This is a genomic window from Pseudomonas sp. OE 28.3, from assembly GCF_014268205.2.
Classification (GTDB): domain Bacteria; phylum Pseudomonadota; class Gammaproteobacteria; order Pseudomonadales; family Pseudomonadaceae; genus Aquipseudomonas; species Aquipseudomonas edaphica.
In genome coordinates this window covers 5,296,600-5,322,766 of the sequence record NZ_CP077082.1, presented here as the reverse complement: position 1 = coordinate 5,322,766, position 26,167 = coordinate 5,296,600, and the positions used below count along the sequence as shown (strand labels likewise).

The 26,167-nt window shown below is 59.5% G+C and carries 28 protein-coding genes; 14 read left to right on the top strand and 14 right to left on the bottom strand.

Features of this window, described 5'->3' with window-relative positions:
* Positions 1 to 8 precede the first annotated feature (8 nt).
* Positions 9 to 674, top strand: a complete 666-nt coding sequence (locus tag HU759_RS23870) for a bifunctional 4-hydroxy-2-oxoglutarate aldolase/2-dehydro-3-deoxy-phosphogluconate aldolase (RefSeq protein ID WP_026013852.1) — start codon at positions 9 to 11, stop codon at positions 672 to 674.
* Between the two features lie 202 nt (positions 675 to 876).
* Here the strand turns inward: HU759_RS23870 and HU759_RS23865 are convergent, their stop codons facing one another.
* Together HU759_RS23865 and HU759_RS23860 are read right to left on the bottom strand one after the other, a co-directional pair.
* The gene (locus HU759_RS23865) at positions 877 to 2,052 is read right to left on the bottom strand and encodes an aminotransferase class V-fold PLP-dependent enzyme (protein WP_177033302.1); all 1,176 of its coding nucleotides are present in this window, start codon (positions 2,050 to 2,052) and stop codon (positions 877 to 879) included.
* An 11-nt stretch (positions 2,053 to 2,063) separates the two neighbouring features.
* Entirely contained in the window at positions 2,064 to 2,300 is a 237-nt protein-coding gene (locus HU759_RS23860) for a DUF3820 family protein (RefSeq protein WP_186618145.1), read from the bottom strand.
* Between the two features lie 204 nt (positions 2,301 to 2,504).
* Between HU759_RS23860 and HU759_RS23855 the strand changes: the two genes are divergently transcribed.
* Positions 2,505 to 2,972, top strand: a complete 468-nt coding sequence (locus HU759_RS23855; protein ID WP_017139192.1) for a PA2169 family four-helix-bundle protein — start codon at positions 2,505 to 2,507, stop codon at positions 2,970 to 2,972.
* A gap of 148 nt (positions 2,973 to 3,120) precedes the next feature.
* On the opposite strand, the gene HU759_RS23850 is transcribed toward HU759_RS23855, so the two are convergent.
* Positions 3,121 to 3,591 carry a MaoC family dehydratase gene (locus HU759_RS23850; protein WP_003175719.1) on the bottom strand — a complete coding sequence of 157 codons (471 nt, stop codon included), beginning with the start codon at positions 3,589 to 3,591 and terminating at the stop codon, positions 3,121 to 3,123.
* Between the two features lie 58 nt (positions 3,592 to 3,649).
* Positions 3,650 to 4,594, bottom strand: a complete 945-nt coding sequence (locus tag HU759_RS23845; protein ID WP_099550453.1) for an alpha/beta hydrolase — start codon at positions 4,592 to 4,594, stop codon at positions 3,650 to 3,652.
* 210 nt (positions 4,595 to 4,804) lie between these two features.
* Here HU759_RS23845 and fadD2 point away from each other — a divergent pair, with 210 nt between their 5' ends.
* Positions 4,805 to 6,493: a long-chain-fatty-acid--CoA ligase FadD2 gene (gene fadD2 / locus HU759_RS23840; RefSeq protein WP_017139194.1), complete on the top strand. Its 1,689-nt coding sequence runs from the start codon at positions 4,805 to 4,807 to the stop codon at positions 6,491 to 6,493.
* A gap of 383 nt (positions 6,494 to 6,876) precedes the next feature.
* Complete coding sequence (gene fadD1 / locus HU759_RS23835; RefSeq protein ID WP_176991480.1) at positions 6,877 to 8,568, top strand: long-chain-fatty-acid--CoA ligase FadD1; 1,692 nt, start codon at positions 6,877 to 6,879, stop codon at positions 8,566 to 8,568.
* Positions 8,569 to 8,732: 164 nt separating this feature from the next.
* On the opposite strand, the gene HU759_RS23830 is transcribed toward fadD1, so the two are convergent.
* Entirely contained in the window at positions 8,733 to 9,110 is a 378-nt protein-coding gene (locus HU759_RS23830) for a hypothetical protein (protein WP_017139196.1), read from the bottom strand.
* Between the two features lie 199 nt (positions 9,111 to 9,309).
* On the opposite strand from HU759_RS23830, the gene HU759_RS23825 reads away from it, so the two are divergent.
* From HU759_RS23825 to def, 3 genes are all read left to right on the top strand, one after another.
* Positions 9,310 to 9,495 carry a CsbD family protein gene (locus tag HU759_RS23825; protein ID WP_017139197.1) on the top strand — a complete coding sequence of 62 codons (186 nt, stop codon included), beginning with the start codon at positions 9,310 to 9,312 and terminating at the stop codon, positions 9,493 to 9,495.
* Positions 9,496 to 9,674: 179 nt separating this feature from the next.
* The gene (locus tag HU759_RS23820; RefSeq protein ID WP_017139198.1) at positions 9,675 to 10,625 is read left to right on the top strand and encodes a YihY/virulence factor BrkB family protein; all 951 of its coding nucleotides are present in this window, start codon (positions 9,675 to 9,677) and stop codon (positions 10,623 to 10,625) included.
* A gap of 3 nt (positions 10,626 to 10,628) precedes the next feature.
* Positions 10,629 to 11,168: a peptide deformylase gene (def, locus tag HU759_RS23815; protein WP_017139199.1), complete on the top strand. Its 540-nt coding sequence runs from the start codon at positions 10,629 to 10,631 to the stop codon at positions 11,166 to 11,168.
* Positions 11,169 to 11,335: 167 nt separating this feature from the next.
* Here def and HU759_RS23810 read toward each other — a convergent pair whose 3' ends face one another.
* Together HU759_RS23810 and HU759_RS23805 are read right to left on the bottom strand one after the other, a co-directional pair.
* A complete protein-coding gene (locus tag HU759_RS23810) occupies positions 11,336 to 12,154 on the bottom strand; it encodes a class I SAM-dependent methyltransferase (RefSeq protein ID WP_017139200.1) in 819 nt (272 codons plus the stop codon).
* 59 nt (positions 12,155 to 12,213) lie between these two features.
* Positions 12,214 to 12,651: a GNAT family N-acetyltransferase gene (locus HU759_RS23805; protein ID WP_017139201.1), complete on the bottom strand. Its 438-nt coding sequence runs from the start codon at positions 12,649 to 12,651 to the stop codon at positions 12,214 to 12,216.
* A 301-nt stretch (positions 12,652 to 12,952) separates the two neighbouring features.
* On the opposite strand from HU759_RS23805, the gene HU759_RS23800 reads away from it, so the two are divergent.
* From HU759_RS23800 to HU759_RS23780, 5 genes are all read left to right on the top strand, one after another.
* Positions 12,953 to 13,882 carry a fatty acid desaturase gene (locus tag HU759_RS23800; protein ID WP_017139203.1) on the top strand — a complete coding sequence of 310 codons (930 nt, stop codon included), beginning with the start codon at positions 12,953 to 12,955 and terminating at the stop codon, positions 13,880 to 13,882.
* A gap of 9 nt (positions 13,883 to 13,891) precedes the next feature.
* Complete coding sequence (locus tag HU759_RS23795; protein ID WP_186618144.1) at positions 13,892 to 14,683, top strand: PhnD/SsuA/transferrin family substrate-binding protein; 792 nt, start codon at positions 13,892 to 13,894, stop codon at positions 14,681 to 14,683.
* Positions 14,684 to 14,845: 162 nt separating this feature from the next.
* Entirely contained in the window at positions 14,846 to 15,391 is a 546-nt protein-coding gene (locus HU759_RS23790; protein ID WP_186618143.1) for a sigma-70 family RNA polymerase sigma factor, read from the top strand.
* Between the two features lie 133 nt (positions 15,392 to 15,524).
* Entirely contained in the window at positions 15,525 to 16,538 is a 1,014-nt protein-coding gene (locus HU759_RS23785; protein ID WP_186618142.1) for an ABC transporter substrate-binding protein, read from the top strand.
* Between the two features lie 127 nt (positions 16,539 to 16,665).
* Positions 16,666 to 17,601 (top strand): aliphatic sulfonate ABC transporter substrate-binding protein, encoded by a 936-nt coding sequence (locus HU759_RS23780; RefSeq protein ID WP_017139207.1) that lies wholly within the window; start codon positions 16,666 to 16,668, stop codon positions 17,599 to 17,601.
* 114 nt (positions 17,602 to 17,715) lie between these two features.
* Here HU759_RS23780 and gstA read toward each other — a convergent pair whose 3' ends face one another.
* Positions 17,716 to 18,318 carry a glutathione transferase GstA gene (gene gstA, locus HU759_RS23775; RefSeq protein WP_169985103.1) on the bottom strand — a complete coding sequence of 201 codons (603 nt, stop codon included), beginning with the start codon at positions 18,316 to 18,318 and terminating at the stop codon, positions 17,716 to 17,718.
* Positions 18,319 to 18,414: 96 nt separating this feature from the next.
* Between gstA and HU759_RS23770 the strand changes: the two genes are divergently transcribed.
* Positions 18,415 to 19,284 (top strand): LysR family transcriptional regulator, encoded by an 870-nt coding sequence (locus tag HU759_RS23770; protein WP_099550462.1) that lies wholly within the window; start codon positions 18,415 to 18,417, stop codon positions 19,282 to 19,284.
* A gap of 167 nt (positions 19,285 to 19,451) precedes the next feature.
* On the top strand, positions 19,452 to 20,771 hold the full coding sequence (locus HU759_RS23765) for a PAS domain-containing methyl-accepting chemotaxis protein (protein ID WP_170039776.1): 1,320 nt from the start codon (positions 19,452 to 19,454) through the stop codon (positions 20,769 to 20,771).
* A 143-nt stretch (positions 20,772 to 20,914) separates the two neighbouring features.
* Here the strand turns inward: HU759_RS23765 and HU759_RS23760 are convergent, their stop codons facing one another.
* From HU759_RS23760 to HU759_RS23735, 6 genes are all read right to left on the bottom strand, one after another.
* Positions 20,915 to 21,424, bottom strand: a complete 510-nt coding sequence (locus HU759_RS23760; protein ID WP_017139210.1) for a hypothetical protein — start codon at positions 21,422 to 21,424, stop codon at positions 20,915 to 20,917.
* Positions 21,425 to 21,558: 134 nt separating this feature from the next.
* Positions 21,559 to 22,968: an MFS transporter gene (locus HU759_RS23755; RefSeq protein WP_017139211.1), complete on the bottom strand. Its 1,410-nt coding sequence runs from the start codon at positions 22,966 to 22,968 to the stop codon at positions 21,559 to 21,561.
* A 9-nt stretch (positions 22,969 to 22,977) separates the two neighbouring features.
* Positions 22,978 to 23,715: an NAD(P)-dependent oxidoreductase gene (locus HU759_RS23750; protein ID WP_138452085.1), complete on the bottom strand. Its 738-nt coding sequence runs from the start codon at positions 23,713 to 23,715 to the stop codon at positions 22,978 to 22,980.
* 14 nt (positions 23,716 to 23,729) lie between these two features.
* Positions 23,730 to 24,362 (bottom strand): glutathione S-transferase, encoded by a 633-nt coding sequence (locus HU759_RS23745; protein ID WP_138452083.1) that lies wholly within the window; start codon positions 24,360 to 24,362, stop codon positions 23,730 to 23,732.
* Positions 24,363 to 24,551: 189 nt separating this feature from the next.
* Complete coding sequence (locus HU759_RS23740) at positions 24,552 to 24,791, bottom strand: DUF6124 family protein (protein ID WP_099550463.1); 240 nt, start codon at positions 24,789 to 24,791, stop codon at positions 24,552 to 24,554.
* Between the two features lie 324 nt (positions 24,792 to 25,115).
* Positions 25,116 to 26,147, bottom strand: a complete 1,032-nt coding sequence (locus HU759_RS23735) for a LacI family DNA-binding transcriptional regulator (RefSeq protein WP_186618152.1) — start codon at positions 26,145 to 26,147, stop codon at positions 25,116 to 25,118.
* Positions 26,148 to 26,167 lie beyond the last annotated feature (20 nt).

Here is a 26,167-nt window from a genome sequence, read left to right as displayed (position 1 = left end):
CAGCCGCTATGAAAAGCCCTCAACCGACCGTGTCCATGGCGGACAAAGTTGCCCTGATCGACAGCCTCTGCGCCAAGGCGCGGATCCTGCCGGTGATCACCATCGCCCGCGAACAGGACATCCTGCCGCTGGCCGATGCCCTGGCAGCCGGCGGTTTGACCGCATTGGAAGTGACCCTGCGCTCCGAGTTCGGCCTCAAGGCCATTCAGGTACTGCGCGAGCAACGCCCTGAACTGTGCACCGGTGCCGGCACCGTACTCGACCGCCACATGCTCGAAGCGGCCGAGGTTGCCGGTTCGCAGTTCATCGTCACTCCCGGCATTACCCGTGACCTGCTGGAAGCCTCGGTGCACAGCCCGATTCCGCTGTTGCCTGGCATCAGCAATGCTTCCGGCATCATGGAAGGCTATGGCCTGGGTTATCGCCGCTTCAAGCTGTTCCCGGCCGAAGTCAGCGGCGGCGTGGCTGCAATCAAGGCCCTGGGCGGCCCGTTCGGCGAAGTCAAATTCTGCCCAACCGGCGGCGTTGGCCCGGCCAACATCAAAAACTACATGGCGTTGAAAAACGTGATGTGCGTGGGCGGTAGCTGGATGCTGGACCCTGAATGGGTCAAGAACGGCGACTGGGCCCGTATCCAGGAAGTCACCGCACAGGCGCTGGCACTGCTGGACTGATCTGATTTACCGAATCGTTGTTGCTGTGCTTAACGGCATTTTTGCGGTGCACTTGGTCGGTGTACCGCTTTTTTTTGCCTGCAAAAAACTCACATTCAACTCCGATCAACTGTGGGAGCTGGCTTGCCTGCGATAGCGGTGGGTCAGGTTAGGATGTTTCTACTGATACACCGCCATCGCAGGCAAGCCAGCTCCCACAGTTTTAGTCCGTGCTTAACTCAGTTATTGCGTTGACCAACACATCGATGTCTGCCGCCGACGTCACCAGCCCAGGCGTCACCCGAATACAGGTTCCAAACGCCGCACCTGTGCGCGTGGTGGTAAACAGGTCGTACTCCTTGAGCAACCGATCCGCCATCGCCGTCTGATCCCGCCCAGTAAACTTGAACGCCGTAATCGCGCAATACAGCCGCGGATCATCCGGTGTCAGCACCTCAATCCCCGGCAACCCGCGCACCTGGCTGACCCAGCGATCACGCAGGTAATTGACGCGCGCACCCTTGGCCGCCGAGCCGCCGAGGTTGCGATGTTCCTCCAGCACCAACGGCAAGGTCATCAACGCCGGAAAATTCGGCGTGCTGTATGAGGTGCGCGCACGCACGTCGCTGGCGGGGTAGTGAAACTCACCCATGTCCGGGTCGATATCGGCCAGGCGCTCCGGGGCGATGTACAGAAAACCCAGGGTCAGCGGCGCGCCGATCCATTTATGCAGGTTGAACCCGGCGAACTGAATGCCCATTTCGGCGAGGTTGAAGTCAATCTGGCCCAACGCATGGGCGCCATCAAGAATCACGTCCACGCCATGCTCACGGGCCGCTTTAGCGATGGCTGCGACCGGCATCACCAGGCCGGTGCGGTGGGTGACATGGGTCAGCGCCATCAGCTTGAGGCGCGGGTACTGCACGAACGCATTGCGATAGGTCTGCACCAGGCTGTCGAAACTGGCTGGGTGGGCGTGGGCAAGTTCGACGACTTCCACGCCGCGAACACCGGCCAACCAGCGCATGGCGCCTTTGACCGTGTCGTACTCCAGATCACTGATCAGCACCTGATCGCCTGGTTGCAGGCTGTTGTAGTTGCGGATCAGCGATTGCAAAGCCTCGGTGGCGTTGCGGGTGAAAGCGATCGCCTCCGGGTCGGCATCGATCAGCCCGGCCAGTTGCTGACGGATCTCGACATTTTCACCTTGCTCGAAGCGCTGACGCACATACAGCGAGTTGCTGCGGTTAATAAAGGCCACATGCTCCAGATACTGCGCCTGCACAGCACGGCTCATGCGCCCGAAGTAGCCGTTTTCCAGATTGATCGGGCCAGGCTCCAGCTCATAGCGCTGGGCGATGGCGTGCCAGTGACATTCGTTGTCTGCATTCCTTGGCATAGCGTGGGCTCTTAATGGCGTGGGGCAGGTTTGCCGTGTTTTACGCGCAGCGGCTTCAGCAGTTCGGACAGGCCGTTGTGGTCGATTTCCTGCATCAAAGCGAGCAAACCGCCCAGCTCGCCGTGAGGAAAACCCTCACGGGCAAACCAGTTCAGGTAGGGGCCGGGCAGGTCGGCGATGATGCGTCCCTTGTACTTGCCGAAGGGCATTTCGCGGGTGATCAGCAATTCGAGTTTTTCGGGGTTCATGGGCTTCAAGGGTTGGCGTCGAGTCCTTGGAAAATACAGGCATTCTGCATGAAGGCCAAATGACAGATCATGCAAATAACGTACATACAGATGGTTCAATATTTCGTAAGTAACTGATATACATCAATAAATTAATTTTTCAAAACCTGGCACGGGCGCTGCAATCATTAAGACAACCTTCTAACCTGCACAAGGAATTGAAAAATGACTGACATCAACAAAGAATCGATCTCCGTACTCAACGACCTGATCGAAACCAGCAAAGACGGCCAGAAAGGCTTCGCGACTTGTGCTGAGGACATCAAGCATCCGGAGCTCAAGGCGCTGTTCCAGAAACGCTCTGCCGATTGCGCCACTGCCGCAGCCGAGCTGCAAACCGCCGTGCGTGCCCTGGGTGGCGATCCGGAAGAATCCGGTTCGGTTGCCGGCGCTCTGCACCGTGGCTGGGTCGACGTGAAGTCGCTGGTCACCGGTAAAGATGAAGAGGCAGTACTGAACGAAGCCGAGCGCGGTGAAGACCACGCCCTGAAGGCTTACAAGGAAGCGATCGAGAAAATCAACAAGCACAACCTGCTGGGTATTCGTGACCTGGTTGAGCGTCAGTTCCACGGCGCACAACGTAACCACGACCAGGTGAAAGCCCTGCGTAACCAGGCTCGCGCTAACTCGTAAGCACATTGCTGTAATTGCTTATGCTGTAACTGAATGTGGGAGCTGGCTTGCCTGCGATAGCATCACCCCGGTGTAACTGATACACCGAGGTGTGTATCGCAGGCTAGCCAGCTCCCACATTTGCTTTGTATTGATTTTGAGATTTCTATCAGCCAATGCTGATCGGCGGCAGCTCAGTCAACGTAACAACCTGTTGCTTGCGCGGCGCAAGAATTTCAGCCTCACCGTCCACCACCAGCTCATCGCGCTGGTTGAAGACGCGCGTGGCGATGCGCACACGAAACTTGGGCAACTTCTCCAGGATCTCCAGGCGCACGGTCAAGGTGTCGCCGATTTTCACCGGCTTCTGGAAGCTCATCTGCTGGCCGATGTAGATAGTGCCCGGCCCAGGCAGCTCGCAGGCTACCGCCGCACTGATCAGTGCGCCGCTGAACATGCCGTGGGCGATACGCTCCTTGAACATGGTCGCCTTGGCGTACTCGGCGTCCAGGTGCACCGGGTTGTGGTCGCCGGACATCGCCGCGAACAGCTGGATATCGCGCTCTTCGACGGTCTTGCTGTAGCTGGCGGTCTGGCCGACTTCGAGGGCTTCGTATGGGGTGTTGGTAACCTGGGTCATCTAAAGGTGCATCCTGTGGCTAATCGGTAATTTAATAGATTGATTTTAAAGGAAAAAGTTATTCGCAGCGCGCCGGCCTGCGTAACGTCAAGGCCTGGTCGAGCCACTTCAGAACATCCGCTGTCACGTCATCGCGGTTGGTTTCGTTGAACACTTCATGACGCGCCTGCGGGTAGATATTCAATTGCAGGTTCTGGCAACCAGCCTCACGCAGGGCATGGGCCAGGCTTTTGAGACGTTTGCCTTCACTTACCGGATCACATTCGCCGCCCATTATCATAATTGGCAGGCCCGGATCGATCTGTGCGAGGTTGGACGCTTTGCTGATTTGCTGCAAGCCGCCGAGCAAGTCGATCCACAACTGGTTGGTGCAGCGAAAGCCGCACAGCGGGTCATTGATGTACTTGTCCACCTCCAGCGGGTCGCGGCTTAGCCAGTCAAACGCGGTGCGGTTGGGCTTGAATGCCTTGTTGAATGAGCCGAACGACAAAAAGTCGATCAATGCACTGCGCCCGCGCAGGCCTTGGCGTGCGCGCTCCAGTCGGGCAATGACGCCGGCGGCGCGGTACAGCGCCACCGGCTGGTAATTCGAACCGCTGAGAATCGCCCCATTCAGGCTCGCGCTATGGTGCAACAGGTACGCCTGGGCGATATAGCTGCCCATGCTGTGGCCCAGCAAGATGATCGGCAGGCCCGGTTGCTGCTGGCCGATGTGCTGGTTGAGGCTGGCGAGGTCGCCCACCACTTTATTCCAGCCATCCTTTTCGGCGTACAGGCCCAGCGTGCCTTCATCGGCGGTGCGGCCATGGCCACGCTGGTCCGGCGCGTACAGGCCGTAGCCGGCTGCGCACAGCGCTTCGGCCAGGCGTGCATAGCGCCCGCTGTGTTCGGCCATGCCGTGGGACAGCATGATCATGGCCTTGGCGGGCCCGTCCGGCAGCCATTGATTGACGTACAGGCGGCTGCGGTCATTCGCGGTCAGCCAGAAGGTGCTGTGATTCATAGCGCTTCCTTTGCTCAGGGTCGTTGCAGTGTATAGCTCATCTGGCCGGGGCTGGTGTATCTGCCTACACGTTAGGGGCAAGATTCATACAATAAATGACACAGTTGCGCGTATTTGCCTGTTTGGCCATAGCTGCTAACGTCCCCAAAGCTCCGCTTTTTATACCAATGAGAAAGCGGCCGGACACACTCAGGTACGAGGACAAGAATAATGCAACCTGATTTCTGGAATGACAAACGCGCGGCGGGCGTTCCCAATGATATCGACCTCACTACCTACAAATCGGTGATCGAAGTCTTTGAACGCTCCTGCAAGGCCTTTGCCGACCGTCCGGCGTTCAGCAACATGGGCATCACCCTGACCTACGCCGAGCTTGAGCGCCAGAGTGCCGCGTTCGCCGGCTACCTGCAAAACCACACCGACCTCAAGCCTGGCGAGCGCATCGCGGTGCAGATGCCCAACGTGCTGCATTACCCGATTGCGGTGTTCGGCGCGCTGCGCGCCGGGTTGATCGTGGTCAACACCAACCCGCTGTACACCCCGCGTGAGATGCGCCACCAGTTCAAGGATGCTGGCGTGCGCGCGCTGGTCTATCTCAACCTGTTCGGTTCGCGGGTGCAGGACGTGTGCACCGACACCGAGATCGACTACCTGATCGAAGCCAGGATGGGCGACTTCATGCCCGCCGCCAAAGGCTGGCTGGTCAACACCGTGGTCGACAAGGTCAAGAAAATGGTCCCGGCCTACAGCCTGCCACGTGCGGTGTCGTTCAAGCGCGCCTTGCGCATGGGCGCGGGCCAGGCGGTGGTTCGCCACCCGGTGACGCTGGATGATATCGCCGTGCTGCAATACACCGGCGGCACCACCGGCCTGGCCAAGGGCGCGATGCTCACCCACGGCAACCTGGTGGCGAATATGCAGCAGGCGCGGGCGTGCATGTCCCAGGTCACCGATGACGGCCAGCCGCTGGTGAAAGAAGGGCAGGAGGTGATGATTGCGCCGCTGCCGCTGTACCACATCTATGCTTTTACCGCGAACTGCATGTGCATGATGGTGACCGGCAACCACAACGTGCTGATCACCAACCCGCGTGACATCGGCGGGTTTATCAAGGAGCTGAAAAAGTGGCGGTTCTCCTGCTTGCTCGGGTTGAACACGCTGTTCGTGGCGCTCATGGATCACCCCGACTTCAAGACCCTGGATTTCTCCCATCTCAAGATCACCAATTCGGGTGGCACTGCGCTGGTCAAGGCCACCGCCGAGCGCTGGAAGGCTCTCACCGGTTGCTCCATCGGCGAAGGTTACGGCCTCACCGAAACCTCGCCGGTGGCCAGTACCAACCCCTACGGCAGCCAGTCGCGGCTGGGCACCGTGGGCATTCCGGTGCCGGGCACGGCGATGAAAGTGATTGATGATGAAGGCCGCGAGCTGCCCCTGGGCGAGCGCGGCGAGCTGTGCATCAAAGGCCCGCAGGTGATGAAGGGTTACTGGCAGCAACCCGTGGCCACCGCCGAGACCCTGGACGCCGAAGGTTGGCTCAAAACCGGTGATATTGCGGTGATCGACACCGATGGTTTTGTCAGCATCGTCGATCGCAAGAAAGACCTGATCATCGTCTCGGGCTTCAATGTGTACCCCAACGAGATCGAAGACGTGGTGATGGCGCATCCAGCAGTGGCCAACTGCGCGGTGATCGGCGTACCGGACGAACGCACCGGCGAGGCGGTGAAGCTGTTTGTGGTGGCGCGCGCCCAAGGTGTGAGCGTTGATGAGTTGAAGGCGTACTGCAAGACCAACTTCACCGGGTACAAGGTGCCCAAGCACATTGTGTTGCGTGAGTCGTTGCCGATGACGCCGGTGGGCAAGATTTTGCGCAGGGAGCTGCGCGACATCGCCTGATGTGAAATGCAATAAAAAATGTGGGAGCTGGCTTGCCTGCGATAGCGATATATCAGTCACCCGATTTATCGACTGATTCACCGCTATCGCAGGCAAGCCAGCTCCCACATTGCTATTTATCGCTCCGTAAAGCCCATTCCAGAGCGATTTACTGGCTTATAGAATCTTTGCTCTAAAAATGACCATTAGATATTCTTGAGTCATGTTTATGACTGTGGGGCCTTCTTTTGGCTCTAGGCGGCCCTTGGCAAAGCTGCTACTCTCGGCGCGCTTTGTGACTTCTCGGCCTGCTTGAAAGCGCCAGATTCACCTAAAAAAACATACACCAATAATAATCGCATCAAATGCGATGATGAATTCGCGTCGCTGAGGAGTGGGCTTCCATGAACGAAGACTTTTGGAAGGATAAGTACCCCGCCGGGATTGCTGCAGACATCAATCCAGACGAGTATCAGAATATTCAGGCGGTACTGAAACAGTCCTGCCAGCGCTTCGCCGACAAACCGGCTTTCAGCAACCTGGGCAAGACCATCACCTACGGTGAACTGTACGAATTGTCCGGCGCCTTCGCCGCCTACCTGCAACAGCATACCGATTTGAAGCCCGGCGATCGAATCGCCGTGCAACTGCCCAACGTCCTGCAATACCCGGTGGCCGTGTTCGGTGCCATCCGTGCCGGGCTGATCGTGGTCAACACCAACCCGCTGTACACCGCGCGGGAAATGGAACACCAATTCAATGATTCCGGGGCCAAGGCCCTGGTCTGCCTGGCAAACATGGCGCACCTGGCTGAAAAAGTCGTGCCCAAGACTGCCGTCAAGCACGTGATCGTCACCGAAGTCGCTGACTTGCTGTCGCCGTTCAAGCGCCTGCTGATCAACAGCGTCATCAAGTACGTGAAGAAAATGGTCCCGGCCTATCACTTGCCCAAGGCGATCAAGTTCAATGAAGTACTGGCCAAGGGGCACGGCCAACCGGTTAACGACGCCAGCCCGGCCAGCGGCGATGTGGCTGTGCTGCAATACACCGGTGGCACCACCGGCGTGGCCAAGGGCGCGATGCTCACCCACCGCAACCTTGTCGCCAACATGTTGCAGTGCAAGGCGCTGATGGGCTCCAACCTCAACGAAGGCTGCGAGATCCTGATCACACCGCTGCCGCTGTACCACATCTATGCGTTCACCTTTCATTGCATGGCGATGATGCTGATCGGCAACCACAACATCCTGATCAGCAACCCGCGCGACCTGCCGGCGATGGTCAAGGAACTGTCGAAGTGGAAGTTCAGCGGCTTTGTCGGCTTGAACACGCTGTTCGTGGCGCTGTGCAATAACGAGGCGTTCCGCAAGCTGGACTTCTCCGCACTCAAAGTGACCTTGTCGGGCGGCATGGCCCTGCAACTGGCTGCGGCTGAGCGCTGGAAAGCCGTGACCGGCTGTGGCATCTGTGAAGGTTACGGCATGACCGAAACCAGCCCGGTGGCCACCGTCAACCCGATCCAGCATATCCAGATCGGCACCATCGGCATTCCGGTGCCTTCCACGCTGTGCAAAGTCATCGCCGACGACGGCACCGAGTTGGCGCTGGGCGAAACCGGCGAGCTGTGTGTGAAAGGCCCGCAGGTGATGAAGGGCTACTGGTTGCGCGACGACTCCACCGCCGAAATGCTCGACAGTGAAGGCTGGTTGAAGACCGGTGACATCGCGATCATCCAGCAAGACGGCTACATCCGCATTGTCGACCGCAAGAAAGACATGATTCTGGTCTCCGGTTTCAACGTCTACCCCAACGAACTGGAAGACGTGCTGACAAGCCTGCCGGGCGTGCTGCAATGTGCGGCCATCGGCGTGCCGGATGAAAAATCCGGTGAGCACATCAAGATCTTTATTGTGGTCAAGCCAGGGGCGACCCTGACCAAGGACCAGGTGATGGAACACATGCGCGCCAACGTCACCGGCTATAAGGTGCCCAGGGCCGTGGAGTTCCGTGATGCATTGCCGACCACCAACGTGGGCAAGATCCTGCGCCGTGAGTTGCGCGATGAAGAGCTGAAGAAGCTCGGCCTTAAAAAGTAACCGATAAAAAACCCCGCTGATGCGGGGTTTTTTTTGGCCCGAACTGGAATGCAGTCCAAGGTGGGAGCTGGCTTGCCTGCGATAGCGGTGGATCAGCTAGCCCAACTGTGACGGGTATACCGCCATCGCAGGCAAGCCAGCTCCCACATGTTTTAATCGAGTTGTTACAAGGCGAACTGCGCGAAGCCCACGCCAGCACCTGCCGGGCGCACATCCTTCAAGAACGAATCCTTATCCGCGCTCAGCTCCAGGGTAATCTCCGGCTTGCGCTTGCCCGCGTTGCGCACCACCAACCCTTCGATGTGTTCGCGCAGGAACGCCGTTGGCACTTTCAGGTGCAGCAACTGGTCAGTCTCGGCGTTGTGCATCAACAAGTGAACCCACTCGTACTGGCCCACACCAATGCGCACCAGCGGCAGGTCGAACCACCAGATGTTGCGTTTGCTGTCCAGGTCGGTGAAGTGGCAGTTGTTGACGCCGAGTACGGCACCGCCCAGTTCCTGGTTTCTGCGGGCGATAGCCTGTGCTTTATTGAGTTTCATAACCTTCCTACGGGATCTGTTATTCAGCGTTATAGCCTGAATGTGCCGGGCATTCTCATGGGTTAGCGGCAAAACATAAAGCCAAACCTGTCGCCGGCGATGAAATGCGCGCTGAAAATAATTGAAACTCTGCCGAACGGCCTCGGGTCAATCTTTAGGTAATGACCAAAACCCTTGATTGTTCTTTCGGAGAAATACCATGAGCAGCACATCGGATAAGGCAAAAGGTTTGAAAGATGAACTTGTCGGCAACATCAAGCAAGGTGTCGGCAAAGTCACCGGCAATGACAAGCTGCACGCTGAAGGCGTTTTGCAGGAGAAGAAAGGTCAGGTAGAAAAAGCCGTCGGCGACACCAAAGATGCGGTAAAAAAAGCCGTCAAGTAACACTGAATCGCCGGCTGGATTCATGCAGCCCGACGGCCATCTACGGATGGCCGTTTTTATGTGAAGCGTGCAACTAAAGTTTGGAAATTGTTTCAAAGTCGCCAAATGGGCTACTTTGATGTAGAAAACGGCCCCTGAGTCGCCCACGACCTCACCCTTTTGCGGCGAAAGGAGACGCTATGATTTTTCCGGTACTAGACGGCCTCAAGCTCCACAAAGTGCTGCTGCGCACCGTCAAGGAATTCGTCGATGACGAAATGCCCACCTACGCCTCGGCACTGGCCTACCAGATGCTGTTCTCGCTGTTTCCCTTCCTGCTGTTCCTCATTGCCCTGATCGGCTTCCTGCACCTGCCGGACTTTTTCACCTGGCTGCGCATGCAGTCGGAACTGGTGTTGCCGCCCCAGGCGCTGGAGCAGGTCAACCCGGTGATCGACCAGTTGCAGCAGTCCAAGGGCGGTTTGCTCTCGGTGGGTATCGTGATCGCGCTGTGGACCGCCTCGGCCGGCGTGCGCCTGATGATGAGCGCGATGAACGCCGCCTATGACGTGGTCGAAGGCCGGCCGATCTGGAAGCGCTTCCCGCTGTCGATTTTCTACACCGTCGGCATCGCCGGCATGTTGCTCGCTGCTGCCGCACTGATGGTGCTCGGCCCGCAAGTGATGGAATGGCTCGCCGGGCAGATCGGCATGCAGGAATTCGTGGTCACCTTATGGACCATCCTGCGCTGGCCCTTGATCGTGATTCTGCTGATGTTCGCCGTGGCCCTCATGTACTACGTGATGCCCGATGTTGAGCAAAAATTCCGCTTTATCACCCCAGGCTCAGTGCTGGCCGTGGTGGTGTGGATCATTGCCTCGCTGGGCTTTGGTTATTACGTCAAAACCTTTGCTGACTACAACGCGATGTATGGCAGTATCGGTGCGATCATCGTCCTGCTTCTGTACTTCTATATTTCCGCCGCTGTGTTGTTGCTAGGCGCGGAGATGAATGCCGTGATCGAGCACATGTCGGCCGAAGGCAAGGACCCAGGTGAAAAGGAATTCGATGAAGACAGCCACACGAATGAAAAACAGCACGTCTCAGGCCTGGGCCGGGACCACTCCAAGCCCACTACCGATGAAGTCTGATCGATGATCCGTGAAATCCTGAAAATGGGCGACGAGCGCCTGCTGCGCATCGCGCCACCGGTTCCGCCGGAAATGTTCGACAGCCCTGAGCTGTGGCAGTTGATTGATGACATGTTCCAGACCATGGAACACGTCGGCGGTGTCGGCCTGGCCGCGCCGCAGATTGGTGTGGACCTGCAGCTTGTTATCTTTGGTTTCGAGGCCAGCGAACGCTACCCGGATGCGCCGCCGGTGCCGCAGACCATCCTGATCAACCCGCTGATCACGCCGCTCAGCCCGGTGCTCGAAGAAGGTTACGAAGGTTGCCTGTCGGTGCCCGGCCTGCGTGGCGCGGTGGATCGTTACCAGCAGATTCGCTACGAGGGTTTCGATCCCAAGGGCGAGCCGATCGTGCGCGTTGCCGACGGCTTCCATGCACGGGTGGTGCAGCATGAATGCGATCACCTGATCGGCCGGTTATACCCCTCGCGGATTACCGACTTCAGCAAATTCGGGTTTATCGAAGTGATGTTCCCGGATATGGATCCAAACGCTGACGAGTAACCCTCAGGCACACTGAGATAAAAATGTGGGAGCTGAGCTTGTGTGGGAGCTGGCTTGCCTGCGATAGCATCGCCTCGGTGACACTGATAAACCGAGGTGCCTGCATCGCAGGCAAGCCAGCTCCCACACAAGCCAGCTCCCACATTTGGAATGCATTCCAAACAGAGTTATCGGGCGGGTTTAACGAACCGCAACGTCATCCGATCCGACTCGCCAATCGCCAGATACCTGGCCTTATCCTGCTCCCCATACCGCAACGACGGCGGCAATGTCCACACGCCGCCCGGGTAGTCCTTGGTGTCCTTGGGGTTGGCATTCACCTCGCTCTGCCCGGCCAGCTTGAACCCGGCGTCCGTCGCCAGCTTCACCACTTGCGCCGTGGTCAGGTAGCCGCTGTCCTTGATCGCTTCCAGGTCCGCGCCGTCTTTGGCCCGGTGATCTTCCACGCCCAGCACACCGCCTGGTTTGAGCACGGTGTAGAACGCGCTGAAGGTCGCTGGCGCGGTGCCTGCGTCTACCCAGTTATGCACATTGCGAAAGGTCAGCACGGCGTCCACCGAAGCTGGTTTGCCGAGCACCGGGGCCTTGGGGTTGAACTCGACGACTTCGGCCTTGGCATAGCGCGCAGGGTCGGCGGCGAATTTGTTTTTCAGGTTCTGTTCGGACGTCGCAGCATAAGCACTGCTGCTGGCAGCTTGCACGGCGGCGATGTAATGCCCGTGGTCCTTGAGCAGCGGCGCGAGAATTTCGCTGAACCAACCGCCACCCGGGGTGATTTCGATCACGCTCTGTGTGGCGCTCAGGCCGAAGAACTCCAGGGTTTGCTGCGGGTGGCGGTAACCGTCACGCGCGCTATTGGCCGGGTCGCGCCAACTGCCGGCCAGCACGCTGGCGTATTGCTCGGCGGTAATCGGCGCATTCGCTGCCTGGCTTAAAGCCGGAGCGAGGAGGGCGGTAAGAGACAGCGCTGCAAGCGTGGTTTTCATGATCATCCTGTAAGGGGCCACTGTGCTGTCGAGGCTAGCACGGGCCTTGCACGGGCCGATCACACATTATCCGCAGTGGACCTCACTAAAAGGTCTAAGCCCATGGCGATCATTGGCTTGTTGCGTTTGTAGCGCGCCAGGCGCTCACCCAGCGATTGGGGCAGGGTGGTTTCCTGGGTGAAACCCATACGTTGATAGAGCCCTTCCAGCTGCGGATGACACAGCAACCACACCGTGCCTTCCACATCGGCCACTGCCGCAGCAATCAACCGCGCCGCCAGCCCGTGGCCGCGATAGGCCGGGTCAACAAACACGCCGGTCAGCCATTGCCCTCCCACCACAGGCGTAAGGCACAACCCGGCGACAATCTCGCTGTCACGCGCCACCCACAAGCGGCCGCCCTTGAGGGCCTTCATCGGCGAATTATGGCGGCGGTAAAACTTGTTCAGCAGCGGCCACAGTGGCTCTGCCAGCAGTTGGATGTGCAGTTCGGGCATGGTGTTTGAGCAACGTAATCAAGGGCCGCCGATTATAAGCGCCTTCTGCCGGGCAATAGGTGGTATACCCAGTGTTACATCCCCTTCACGTGGAGCATGCATCATGGCCAAAGGTATGGATTCAAAGAAAGCCGCGAAGAAAAAGCCGGCAAAGACCGCCGATGAAAAACGCGCCGACAAAAAAGCCAAAAAGACTGAAACCGGCCTGTTCGGTCACTGAGTTACAAGCTTAGAACCAAACGATCTGCAAGATTTTTGCGCCTCACTGCACAGAGCAGGAAACACCTGCTCTGAGCTACCGATGGCCAACTACCTTGATCTGACCCAACGCCGGGAAATCGAAGCCCTGGCACGCAGTTTTACCGCAGTCACCGAATGGCCGACCTGGCTGTTGCTGATCGGCGTATATACCGGCTGGTTCGCCGTGATCCTCGCCAGCCACTGGCTGGGCCTGTGGCTGAGCACGGTGTTGCTGATCCCGTTGGTGACACTCTGGCTGTCGGTGCAACACGAATTGCTGCATGGCCATCCCACCCGTTCGCCCCTGATCAACAAACTGCTCGGCTACGCGCCGTTTGCCGTGTGGTATCCCTACACGCTGTACCGCGACAGTCACCTGTTGCACCATAACGACGAAGACCTGACCCTGCCGGGCATCGACCCGGAAAGCCGCTACCTCAATCAACACCAGTGGGATAACAGCTCGTTGCTCAAGCGCGGCGTTCACTGGCTGACCAAAACCCTACTGGGGCGTTTTCTGCTGGCATCGCCGCTGGCCATCGCCCGATTGGCGCGTCATCAACTCCGATGCCTGCCCCAGGTGTGGCCAATGTGGCTGGCCCACGGCGGCGTGACAATCCTGATGCTCGGCGTTATCGCCCACTCCAGCGCCATCCCGGTATGGCATTACCTGCTGCTGGTGACCGCGCCAGCCTTGTCCCTGGCGTCGATCCGTTCCTACTATGAACACCGCCCGCACCCGCAGCCGGAACAGCGTACGGTGCTCAACGAAGCGTCCTGGCCGTGGACCTGGCTGTTCCTCAATAACAACCTGCACCTGGTGCACCACGACTTGCCCAAGTTGCCCTGGTATCTGCTGCCCACGGTCTACCGGGCGCGACGTGAACAATGGGTCGCGCGCAGTGGCGGCTTTCTGGTGCAGGGTTATGGCCAGTTGATCAGCCGCCACGGCCTCAAGGCCATCGACAGCCCAAGGCACCCTTTTGCGTGAGAGACGACCATGAGTGACCACTACGCCGAGCTGCGGATGTACGTCGCGCCCGCAGCGGTGCAACAGGCCAACCAAGCGTGGCTGACGCGTATTTTTGAGCGCCTGAACCTGACGCGCCGCAACGCCGACCACCTCGACCTGCACGGCCTGTGGCTCGCGCCCGAGCTGCTGGTGACGCAAACCTGTGGCTACCCGCTGATGACCCAACTGCGCGGCAAAGTGCGCGTGATCGGCCGCCCGCGCTATGAGCTGGCCCACAGCAGCCAGGGCGAACATTGCAGCCTGCTGCTGACCCGCGAGGACAGCTCGCTTAACGAACTGGCGGACTTCTACAACAGTCGCGGCGTGATCAACGGCCACGACTCCAACAGCGGCATGAACCTGCTACGTGAACGCCTGGCCCCGCTGCAACGCGACGGCCGTTTCTTCGCCAGCGTCGGCATCAGCGGCGCCCACCGCGAAAGCCTGCGCTGGCTGCGCGAAGGCCGCGCCGACCTTGCCGCCGTCGACAGCGTGACCTACGACTACCTCGCCCGTTTCGCCCCCGAAGAAGTGGCGGGGCTGCGCACCGTCACCCGCAGCGCACCGAGCCCGACCTTGCCCTTTATCGGCCCGCTGCACTTGAGCGATGAGCAAGTGGCGCACATTCGTGGGGTGATGAATCAGGCGTTGCAGGATTTACCGCACGTGGTCGCAACCCTGCGCATCCAGGCAGTTCTGCCTGCCAGCGAAGACGACTATCAAGTCCTGCTGAACTATCAACAAGCCGCCGCCACTGCCGGCTACCCGCACCTACGCTGATCGACGCTGATCGTTCCCACGCTCCGCGTGGGAACGATCAGCGTGCGAACAATCGGTTATATAAGAATGCATTTTAAATATTATTAAAGAATAAGCGGCCTTGCTAGGATCGCTCCACCGGAACACCGGACATAACGCGCAACCTTCTCAGATGGAGCCACTATGTCCGGCGCCGACACTTCTCACAGCGATTACGTGGGCGGATTGTTCCGCAGTCATTACGACTGGCTGTGCAGCCGTTTGCACCGCCACCTCGATTCCCGCGCACACGCCGAAGACATCGCCGCCGACACCTTCGTCCAACTGCTGAGTTCGCCCGGCGTGCTGCCGATTTGTCAGCCCCGCGCCTTGCTCACCACCATCGCTCAGCGTTTGATGTACCAACTGTGGCGTCGCCGTGACCTGGAACGCGCTTATCTCGGCGCCCTGGACAACGACGAAGCCTGCAACGCACCGTCGCCTGAAGACCTCGCGCAAATGCTCGAAGCCCTGCAGGCCCTCGACCAATTGCTCGACGGCTTGCCGGCCAAGGTCAAGGCGACCTTTTTGCTTTCGCAGCTCAATGGCCTGACGTATCCCGAGATCGCCGCCAAATTGGGGATTTCCCAACGCTCGGTCAGCGGCTACATGGCCCGCGCCCTCAACCGTTGCCTGCGCCAGACGCCCGGCCAGCCATACAGCTACACGCGGCTCAGTTATGACTTTTAAACAACTTGAGTGGCACACCGATCCAGTGTGGGAGCTGGCTTGCCTGCGATAGCGATGTTGAAGCCACCATCGCCATCGCAGGCAAGCCAGCTCCCACCGTTGATCTCCTGTGTTCCGGAAAATGAGGTTCTGCATGAAAACAATTAAAAACCTGCTCGGTGGCTCGCTGCTGGCTCTCGCTGTCCTGACGCAGCCAACCCAGGCCGCCGAGGCCATCAAACCCATCCACTTCGGCGACATCACCTGGGAAAGCGGCAGCCTTATCACCGAAGTGCTGCGCCTGATCGTCGAGAAAGGTTACGGCCTGCCCACCGACACCTTGCCAGGCAGCACCGTGAGCCTGGAAGCCGCCCTGGCCAAGGACGACATTCAGGTGATCGGCGAAGAATGGGCCGGGCGCAGTCCGGCGTGGGTCAAGGCCGAGGCCGAAGGCAAAGTGTTCGGCCTGGGCGACACGGTCAAAGGTGCCACCGAAGGCTGGTGGGTGCCCGAATACGTGATCAAGGGTGATGCCGAACGCGGCATCAAACCGTTGGCGCCGCAGCTTAAGTCAGTGGCTGACCTGGCGCGCTACAAGGACGTATTTCGCGACCCTGAAGACCCGAGCAAAGGCCGCTTCCTCAACAGCCCCACCGGCTGGACCTCGGAAATCGTCAACAGCCAGAAGCTCAAGGCCTATGGCCTGACCGATACCTTCGTCAACTTCCGCACCGGTTCCGGCGCGGCGCTGGATGCTGAAGTGGCCTCCTCGATCCGCCGTGGCAAACCGGTGTTGTTCTACTACTGGTCGCCGACGCCACTGCTGGGCCGCTTCAAGCTGATCAAGCTCGAAGAACCGCCGTTCAACGCCGACGCCTGGAAAACCCTGGCCGACGCCAACAACCCGCACCCCATTGGCACCCGTTCGATGCCTGCACACTTGGCGATTGGTGTGTCGGCGCCGTTCAAGGCGCAGTACCCACAGTTAGTCACCTTCTTTGAAAAAGTCGACCTGCCGATCGACCTGCTCAACGGCATCCTTGCGCAAATGAGCGAGAAACGTGAACAGCCGCGCCAGGTCGCGCTGGCGTTCCTCAAAGAGCAGCCGCAAGTGTGGCAGCAATGGGTGCCTGCGGATGTCGCGGCCAAGGTCAAAGCTGGCCTGTAGCTGATCGTTCCCACGCTCCGCGTGGGAATGCCGCCCAGGACGCTCTGCGTCCTGTTTTTACGCCGTGACGCAGAGCGTCACAGGATGCATACCCACGCAGAGCGTGGGAACGATCGAGGTGGTAGAGATGGTTAAGTTTTTCAGTGTGGTTCTGGCTTCACTTGTGTTTTCGGCAGCGGTGTCTGCGGCCGAACCGTCCACCTTGCGCATCGGCTACCAGAAAAGCTCGGTGAGCATGGTACTGGCCCGTGAGCACAAACTGTTCGAAGAGGCGCTGCCCGGCACCCAGGTGCAGTGGACTGAATTCCTCGGCGGCCCGCCACTGATCGAAGCGCTGAACGCCGGCAGCCTGGACATTGGCAATATCGGCGACATCCCGCCGATCTTCGCCCAGGCCGCCGGCATCGACTTGCAGTACTTCGCTGTCGAGCCCAATGAAGGCAAAACCGAAGCGGTGCTGGTGCCCACAGCCAGCAGCATCCAAAGCGTGGCCGAACTCAAGGGCAAGCGCGTGGCGCTGCTCAAGGGCTCCAGCGCACACAACCTGTTCCTCAAAAGCCTGCTGCGCGCGGGCTTGCAGTGGAAGGATGTGAATGTGGTGTACCTGTCGCCGTCCGACGGCCGCGCCGCGTTTGAACAAGGCAAAGTCGACGCCTGGGTGGTGTGGGACCCGTACTACTCGGCGGCTGTGGTCGATGGCTCCGCCCGCGTATTGGGCGACGGCCAGGGCCTTAACCCGGCCGGCAGTTTCTTTGTGGTCAACAGCCCATTTGCCAAACAGTACCCGCACGCCGTCGCCACCATCATCAAGACGCTCGGCAAGGCCCAGCGCCTGTCCCTGGACCAGCCCGAAGAAAGCATCGCCTTGATGGCCAAGACCCTGGGCCTGCAGCCGGCGGTGGTCAAAAGCTACTTCGAACACCGCTCGCCGGAGCCGATTCGGCCGCTGCAGGCCATCGACATCGCCAATCAGCAGCGCACCGCCGACCTGTTCTTCGCCAACGGCCTGATCCCGAAAAAGGTCGATGTGCAGCAAATAGTCTTCAAGGCTCTAAACCAATGAACATCAACTGTGGGAGCTGGCTTGCCTGCGATAGCGCTGGCCCAGACAGCACATCATTGCCTGACACACAGTCATCGCAGGCAAGCCAGCTCCCACAGTGGATTGCATTTCAGGTCATGGATTTTCAGCGGCCAGCGCCGCAGTCACGGCAGGCCGTGCGCCAACGCGTTGTTGAAACGCCGTCAGTGCCGGCCACGGCTGCAGATCAATGTCATGAACCGCCGCCCAGCGCAGCAGCACAAACAAATACGCATCCGCTACCGAGTACTGCTCGCCCAGCAAATAATCCTGACGCTCCAGCGTCTGCACCAGAAACTCAAAGCGCTTGAACAACTTGGCCACAAACGTGGCTCGCACTTCGCCTTGGATCGCCGGGTTGAAGAAAATCCCCAGCCCGCCGTGAATCTCGCTGGCGATGAAATTCAGCCATTCCTGCAAACGCACACGCTCCCAACTGCCATTGGCCGGGGCCAACCGGGCGGCGGGTTTCAGGTCGGCCAGGTATTGCAGGATCGCACTGGCTTCGGTCAGCACCTGGCCGTTATCCAGTTGCAGCGCCGCCACATAGCCCTTGGGGTTTATTTGCAGGAAGTCTGCGCCATCGGCAGTGGTTTTGGCCTTGTTATCGACCCTTACCAAGTCGAACGGCAGCGCCAATTCGCGCAGCACGATATGGGGGGCGAGGGAACAGGCATTCGGGGAGAAATACAATTTCATGTGGGGCTACTCGGTTGAATTTGCGCCAGTCTCACGGGCATGGCACCGTGGGTAAAATTAAACCTTCAGACCCCACCCATAAGGACAGCTACTGCCATGATGAACCTGATGCACTGGCGCTTGCTGGTGGCCGTGGCCGATCAAGGCAGCATTACGGCGGCTGCCGAGCAAGTGGGCATGACCCAGTCCGCCGCCAGCCAGGCCATGGCCAACATGGAGGCGACTTTGGGTGCGCAATTGTTCACGCGCGAGCCGCGCAAGACCTTGCCCACCGCGCTCGGGTTGAGTGTGATCGAACAAGCGCGCGTGATGATGGGGGCGTTGCAGGCGATTCGTACAACGGTCGACGACGCTCGGCCGCTGCTGCGTGGGAGTATTCGCATCGCCAGTTTCCCGATGGTGATGGCGACTTTTCTGACGCCGCTGCTGCAGCGTTTTCGTCAGCTGAACCCCGGTATTGAAGTGACCACGCTGGATGTCACGGACAGTGAAGTGCTCACCTTGCTTGACGCCGGCCTGATCGACTTGGGCGTGGTGCTCAACCCCAGGCCCGAGCGCAACGCCAGCGTATTGGGGCGAGATTGCTGGATGGCCGTGTTGCCGACCGATCATCCCTTGGCGCAGCGCCCGGCCAACGCCAGCGTGTCGTTTGAGGAACTGCTGGAGCAACCCTTTGTACTTGCCACCGGCGGTTGCACCGCCAGTGCCCGCAGCTTGGCGGGCGCTGCGGGGCTTACCCTGCGCGATATTCGCGTGGAAGTACGCGAGTGGAACAGCGCCTACAGCCTGGTACGCGAAGGCGTCGGCGTCACGCTGGTACCTGAAATGGCCTTGCCGGTAAAGCGCAATGGCTTGCGCGTGATGCCGCTGACCGTCCCGCTGTATCGCGAATTTGCCTTGGTCGGCTCGCCCACCCGGCCGCCTTCAGCCGCGGCAAGCGCATTGTTAAAAATGCTGGCTGACTAGTGGCCTTGCATAGCGCCAAGCCCTGTCTATGCTCACCCAGAACCGTTGATGACGTTTGGCATATAAAGCGTTTCGGATGGTTATTTCCCCATGAAGGTTAGCCAGCACTATCCAAAAAATGAATGGAATGCGCCTTTCAGGCGCCGGGAATCAAGGGTGATCTGACCATGTTCAACCGCCATCACAAATCCGACCTGCAAGAAATCGAACGTTTCTCCTGTGCCCTCACCGAAGCCAACGCCAAACTCGCCGCCATCAGCCGTTCCATGGCAATGATCGAGTTCGACCGCAACGGCATCATCCTCGATGCCAACGACAACTTCTGCCAAGCCATGGGCTACAACGTGGAGGAAATTCGCGGCAAGCATCACCGCATTTTTTGCGAGGATGCCTACACCCACACCGAGGCCTACACCAAGCTATGGCGTGACCTGGCGCGGGGCGAAGCCCTCAGCGGCACCTTTATGCGCCTGAACAAGCGTGGCGAAGAAGTGTGGCTCGAAGCCAGTTATATGCCGGTGCTCGACAGCAACAACCAGGTGCAGAGCGTGATCAAAGTGGCTTCGGATATTTCGGCGCGGGTCCATCATGAACACGAGAACCAGAGCCTGATCGACGCCATCAGCCGTTCAATGGCGGTGATCGAGTTCACGCCCCAGGGCCAGATTCTCAACGCCAACGACAATTTCCTGCGCACCGTGCAGTACTCACGCGAAGAAATCATCGGCCAGCACCACAGCATGTTCTGCCACCGTGCCGAGGTTGAGTCGCCGGCCTACAAGGCGTTCTGGGCCTCGCTCAACCGTGGGGAATATCATTCCCATCGCTTCGAGCGTAAGAACAAATACGGCAAGACCCTGTTTCTGGAAGCGTCCTACAACCCGATTTTCGACACCAACGGGCGCCTGTACAAAGTGGTGAAATTCGCCAGTGACATCACCGACCAGGTCACCACCCTGCGCACCGCCGCCGATTCGGCGCATGCCACCTCGGTACAAAACGATGCCTGTGCGCGCAAAGGTTCGGAGGTGGTGCAGCAAACCGTGCAGATCATTGAAGAGATTTCCAGCGACTTGAATCAGGCGGCCCAGAGTATCGATGCGGTGAGCAAGCAATCGGACATCATCGGCTCCATCGTGCAGACCATCCGCAGCATTGCCGAGCAGACCAATATGCTCGCGCTTAACGCAGCCATTGAAGCGGCGCGGGCGGGTGAGCATGGGCGTGGTTTTGCGGTGGTGGCCGATGAAGTGCGCAGCCTTGCCGCACGCACCAGTCAGGCGACAGTGGAGATTGTGGATGTAGTGCGCAAGAACCACGACCTGTCGCTGAGCGCGGTGTCGAGCATGCAGTCGAGCCTGAGCCGTACTGGGCTGGGTGTGGAATTGGCGAATGAAGCGGGGCAGGTGATCCTGGAGATTCAGGAAGGCTCGCGGCATGTGGTGGATGCGATCAGCCAGTTCAACTCAACGTTGCAACTGCAGTAAGGCTGGGGGCTCAAGATCGTTCCCACGCTCCGCGTGGGAATGCCTCACTGGACGCTCCGCGTCCGCTCTTGGGACGCGGAGCGTCCTTGGCTGCATTCCCACGCGGAGCGTGGGAACGATCATCCGATCATCAGTGGTGTCGGTCAGATCGCGGCCAGGGTTTCTTTAACCGCCTGCGCCGGATCAGTGGCCTTCGCCGCTACCTGCTGATCTTGCTGCTGCTTCACGCGTTCAGCCACTTGCTTGGCAATCGCGTCCTGTTTTTCCTGCGGCATTGCTTGCACTTGCGCCTCGGTCAAACCCTGTTCCTTGAGCAACTGCTCGCGGATGCGTTCGGCGGGGGATTTGTTCATGTAGTCGGTGAAGTCGGCGCGTGCGGTGCTGGTGCTCGAACCGGCTGCCGGCACATCCGTCGATGCGGTAGGGGCGGCGGTGGTGGCTTGCAGCTGCACTCGGGTCTTGGCGAAGGCTTCGTCGATGCGGTCGTTGGCTTTGTCCAGGTCCTTCTGCGCGGCCGGCACGGTCACACTTTGCTGCGCCGCTTGCAGGGCACCACTGTAAAGCGTGCTGGCGGCAGCGTTGGCCGGGTCCATGTCGGGACGCTTGAGCTGTTGCACGGTCGATACGGCTTGGGCGTTGTTATTAACCAGCATGATCGGTCACCTGTGGAAATGTTCGGTGCGACAGCTGGAGCAAATAGCATGCCGAGTGCACCACCCCCCGGTTTTGTTGGGGATGGCGCGGGCGTCGCGGCAATCATTGTCCCGCAGGCGGCCAACTGTTGCCGTCAGTGCGCAATATTCTCCAACGCCAAATTGCGCGTGCGCGGCCCGAACCAACTGATGGTGATCATCACAATCAACATGCTGCTGGCAATAAACGCCAGCACGCCCGGCGTGCCCAGGTGCTCCAGAATAAAACCGATCAACAAGCTGCTGAACACCGTGGACAAGCGGCTGAACGAATAGCAGAACCCCACCGCCCGTGCGCGGATATTGGTCGGGAACAACTCGCTCTGGTACGAGTGATAACTGAAGCTCAGCCAGGCGTTGCAGAAGGTGATCATCACCCCGCAGATCACCAGCCCCACGGCCGTGGTTTGCAGGGCAAACAGGCTGCCGAAGATCATCGCGCCCATGGCTGAGCCGACAATCTGCCATTTGTTTTCAAAGCGATTGGCCACTTTTACAAACAGCAACGGCCCCAGCGGGTAGGCGAGGGTGATGATGAAGGCGTACATCAGGCTGTGGGTCACGCTCACGCCCTGACCCGACAGCAACGCCGGCAACCAATTGCCGAAGCCGAAAAAGCCGATGGCCTGGAACACGTGAAACACAATCAGCATCAGTGCGCGACGCCGGTACGGCGGTTGCCAGATATCGGCAAAACGGCCGCTGCCTTGCACGCCGACGGCCTGCGGTTCAGGTTCATCCAGCGGTTTGCCGTGATCCTTTTGGCAGCGCGCCTCCAGGTTGTCCATGATCTGCCCGGCTTCATCAAAGCGACCTTTTTGCGCCAGCCAGCGCGGTGATTCCGGCAGGCGCTTGCGCAGTTGCCAGATAAACAGCGCAAACACTGCACTGCTGAGCACCACCCAGCGCCAGCCGGACACCCCGAATGGCGCTTGGGGCACCAACCACCACGACATCAACGCCACCGCCGGCACCGACAGAAACTGGATGAAAAACGCGAAGGCGAACGCCGAACTGCGCATGCGCTTGGGCACCAGTTCCGACAGGTAGGCGTCGATGGTTACCAGCTCGATCCCCAGGCCAATGCCCACCAGAAAGCGCATGCCGATAATGCCCAGCGCCGAGGTTTGAATGCCCATCAACACCGTGGCGACGGTGTACCAGATCAACGCAAAGGTGAAGATCGCCCGGCGCCCGAAACGGTCGGCGATGGGGCTGAGCAGGCTGGCGCCGAGGAACAGGCCCAGGAAGGTCGCCGAGGCGAACGCGGCCTGGTCCGAGAAGCCAAACACGCCCTCGCTGCCGGTGTGGAATATCCCATCGCTGATCAAACCGGGGCTGATATAGGCGGTCTGGAACAGGTCATACAGCTCAAAAAAACCACCGATCGACAGCAGCGCCACCAGGCGCCAGACGGTGGCGACGGCGGGCAGGCGGTCAATGCGCGCGCTGATGTGGGCAGCACGGATCGGGTCGATGCCGTCGGCGGTGGAGAGTGCAGGCATGGGCAGAACTCAATAAGTAATCGGGATTTCAAATGCTTGGAATGCATCATCGACCGGATGGTAACCCAACACCCGCGTGGTTTCGCTCAGGTCCAGGCGCTTGAAACGGTTATTGGAAATGCCATGGGCGATCAGGTGCTTCACGCCCTCGGCCTCCACCGAGCGTTGCAGCAATTGCACCGCGTCCCGTGGGCTGAGCCAGGCGCTGAGGTCGCGGGCGTTGTTGAGGTCGTGGGTTTCGGGGAACTCAAAAGCGCCGATGCGCAGGGCAATGGTCGACAGTGGCGTCTTGGCTGCGTAGTAGCCGCACAACGCCTCGCCGTAGCATTTGCTCACGCCATACAGGTTGGCGGGCATTACCTGCATGCCGGGCGTGATCTGCCGGTCTACCGGGTAGCCTTCGATGGTTTGTGCGCTGCTGGCGAATACCAAACGCTTCACGCCGGCGGCCACGGCGGCTTCGAACAGGTAAGTCGTAGCAAGGATATTGTTCGGTAGCAACTCGTCGAACGACGCGCTGGCGTGGGGGATGCCCGACAGGTGCACGACCACGTCGATGCCATCAAGCAGCGCAGCCAGGCTGGCTTTGTCGCTGAGGTCGGCATGGACAAAACGGTGCTCGCCCAGGTCGAACGCCGGCGCGATGCGGTCCGTGAGGGTGAAGCGGTAGCGCTCTTTTGAGGCTTCGAAAAATGTCTTGCCGATTCTGCCGCAGGCGCCGGTAAGCAGTACGTTGAGTCCTTTCACAGTGAGTCCTTGTTTTAGTGATGGCCGTCGAGGGCGAAGGTCTTGAAGCCCTGGCGTTGGCTCAGGCGTTGGTAATACGCCGCAATGGCAGGGTAGGGCGGGCGCTGCATGGGCGTGTTCTGCCAGCGGTGCACCGAGAGGCCGATCAGAATATCGGCGAGGGTGAATTCATCGCCGGCCACATAGGCGCAGGTTTTAGCCAACTGTTGTTCCAGCAGGCCCATCTTGTCATTCCAGCGCTGCACGGCGGCGGCAATCTGCGCCGCGTCGAGGTTGTCGGGGTTATTGCGCACCAGCGCGGTGAAGGCATCGCCCCAGGCGCGGTTGAGTTCCACGGCTTGCCAGTCCACCCATTGCTCGACCCGCGCACGTGGCGCGGGTTCGGCGGGTAGCAGGTCGGTGCGTTGGTAGAGGCCGATCAGGTAGCGGCAGATGGTGTTGGATTCCCACAACACACCGTGGTCGTCGATCAGCACCGGCACCTGGGCGTTGGGGTTCAGGGCCAGGAATTCGGCTGACTGGGTGGGCTTGAAGCCGATGCCCCAGTCTTCACGTACGTAGTCGATGCCCAGTTCCTGGCAGGTCCAGAGCACTTTGCGCACGTTGATGGAGGACGTGCGGCCGAGGATTTTCAGTGAGTGTCCCATGGTGCTTCCCTGACGATGGCGAGCGGTCAATCTAGCAGGGGCAGGACTTTACGGCGATATCTTAAGTGGGCACGGACAACATGTGGGAGCTGGCTTGCCTGCGATAGCGGTGTGTCAGGCAATGATGTGCCGACAGGTCTACCGCCATCGCAGGCAAGCCAGCTCCCACAGGGTTAACCGAGTTAGGCTTTAGGTGCGTGGTGTTTGCTGGTCCATGGCTTTGCCGACCATCAGCACTGACAACTCGCTCAGTTGATGAATGGCGAGGGCCACGTCGCGGTGTTTGCCGGTGAGGTCATTGGACAGGTCGAGCAGCAAGGTGCTGACGGAGCACACGGTTTCGTAGCTGTTGATCAGTAGGGATTCGAGGGGTGTGTCGGGTGTGAGGGTGAAGATCGTAGTTGCAGGTTTTTCAATTTCTTTGATCATTGCAGTGCTCCTGGTTTAGGAGGTCCAAAAGTGGGCTACTAAACCCGATCGCCGAGAAATTCAGCGACCGACCCACCTTAGTTTCCACCCACCCAAGCGCACAAGCCGGCGGATTCTGACGTAAGCGTAGGCAACCGGGCAAGGCGCTTACGGCAATGTCAGCCGCGTCCTACAGGCGTCCCACATCTCAAGCGAGCACGGTAAAAAAATGTGGGAGCTGGCTTGCCTGCGATAGCGGTGTGTCAGGCAACGATGTGCCGACAGGTCTACCGCCATCGCAGGCAAGCCAGCTCCCACAGTTTGATTGTGTTTGGGCTTTGAAAGTTACGTGCTTTCGCGCACCTGCAACTCAAACCCCATGTCCACCACCGGCTTGGCAATCTTGTTGCCTGCCATGATCGTCAACAAATGCTCCGCCGAGCGCCGCCCGATCGCTTCCCGTGGCGTGCTGATGCTGCTCAAACGCGGCACCATAAAAGACGATGCCGGCAAGTCGTTGAAGCCCAGCACCGCCACGCGCTCCGGGACGTTGATGCCGTGTCGCATGGCCTCCAGCAGTGCACCCTGGGCCAGGTCGTCGTTACCGAAGAAAATCGCATCCACGTCCGGATGCGCCGCCAGCAGCTGCAAAAACAACTCACCACCCAAGCCCACGGAGGAGGGGCGTGGCGTCAGCAGTTCCAGCGCCGGGTCGTACAGACCCGCCTGCTGCAGGGCACGGCGGAACCCTTCACCGCGCAGCAATGTGCGCTGGTCCAACTGCGCGCCGATATACGCCAGGCGCTTGCGCCCACGGGAGAGCAAATGCGCTGCGGCTGTTTCGCCTGCGCTCAATTGCGAAAACCCCACGCAATTCACGCCCGCGTTCGGGTCCAGATCCATCATGTACACACAGGGCACATTGCTGGCCTCGACCATCCGTCGTGCGCTTTCGGTGCGATCAAACCCGGTCAGCAGCAAACCGCGTGGCTGGTAGGCCATGTAGTTGCGCAGCAGGTTTTCTTCTTCATCACGCGAATAGTGCGAGTTGCCGATCAGTACTTCAAAGCCCTTGGGCCGTAGCACTGCGTGGATGGCTTCGAGGGTTTCGATAAACAACAGGTTGGACAGCGACGGCACGATGACCACCACCGAATGGCTTTGCGCCGAGGCCAGGGCGCGAGCGGCGGGGTTGACGACGTAATTCAGTTCGGCAGCGGCCCGTTGCACTTTTTCCACCAGCTCGGTAGCAACCGTGCTGACGCCACGCAGTGCGCGGGAGGCGGTAATGGGGCTGACACCCGCCAGGCGGGCCACTTCATTGAGGGTCGGGCGACCGGTGGTGCGCAATTTTTTATCGTTCTTGGAGGTCATCAGGCTGTTGCCAAACAAAAATC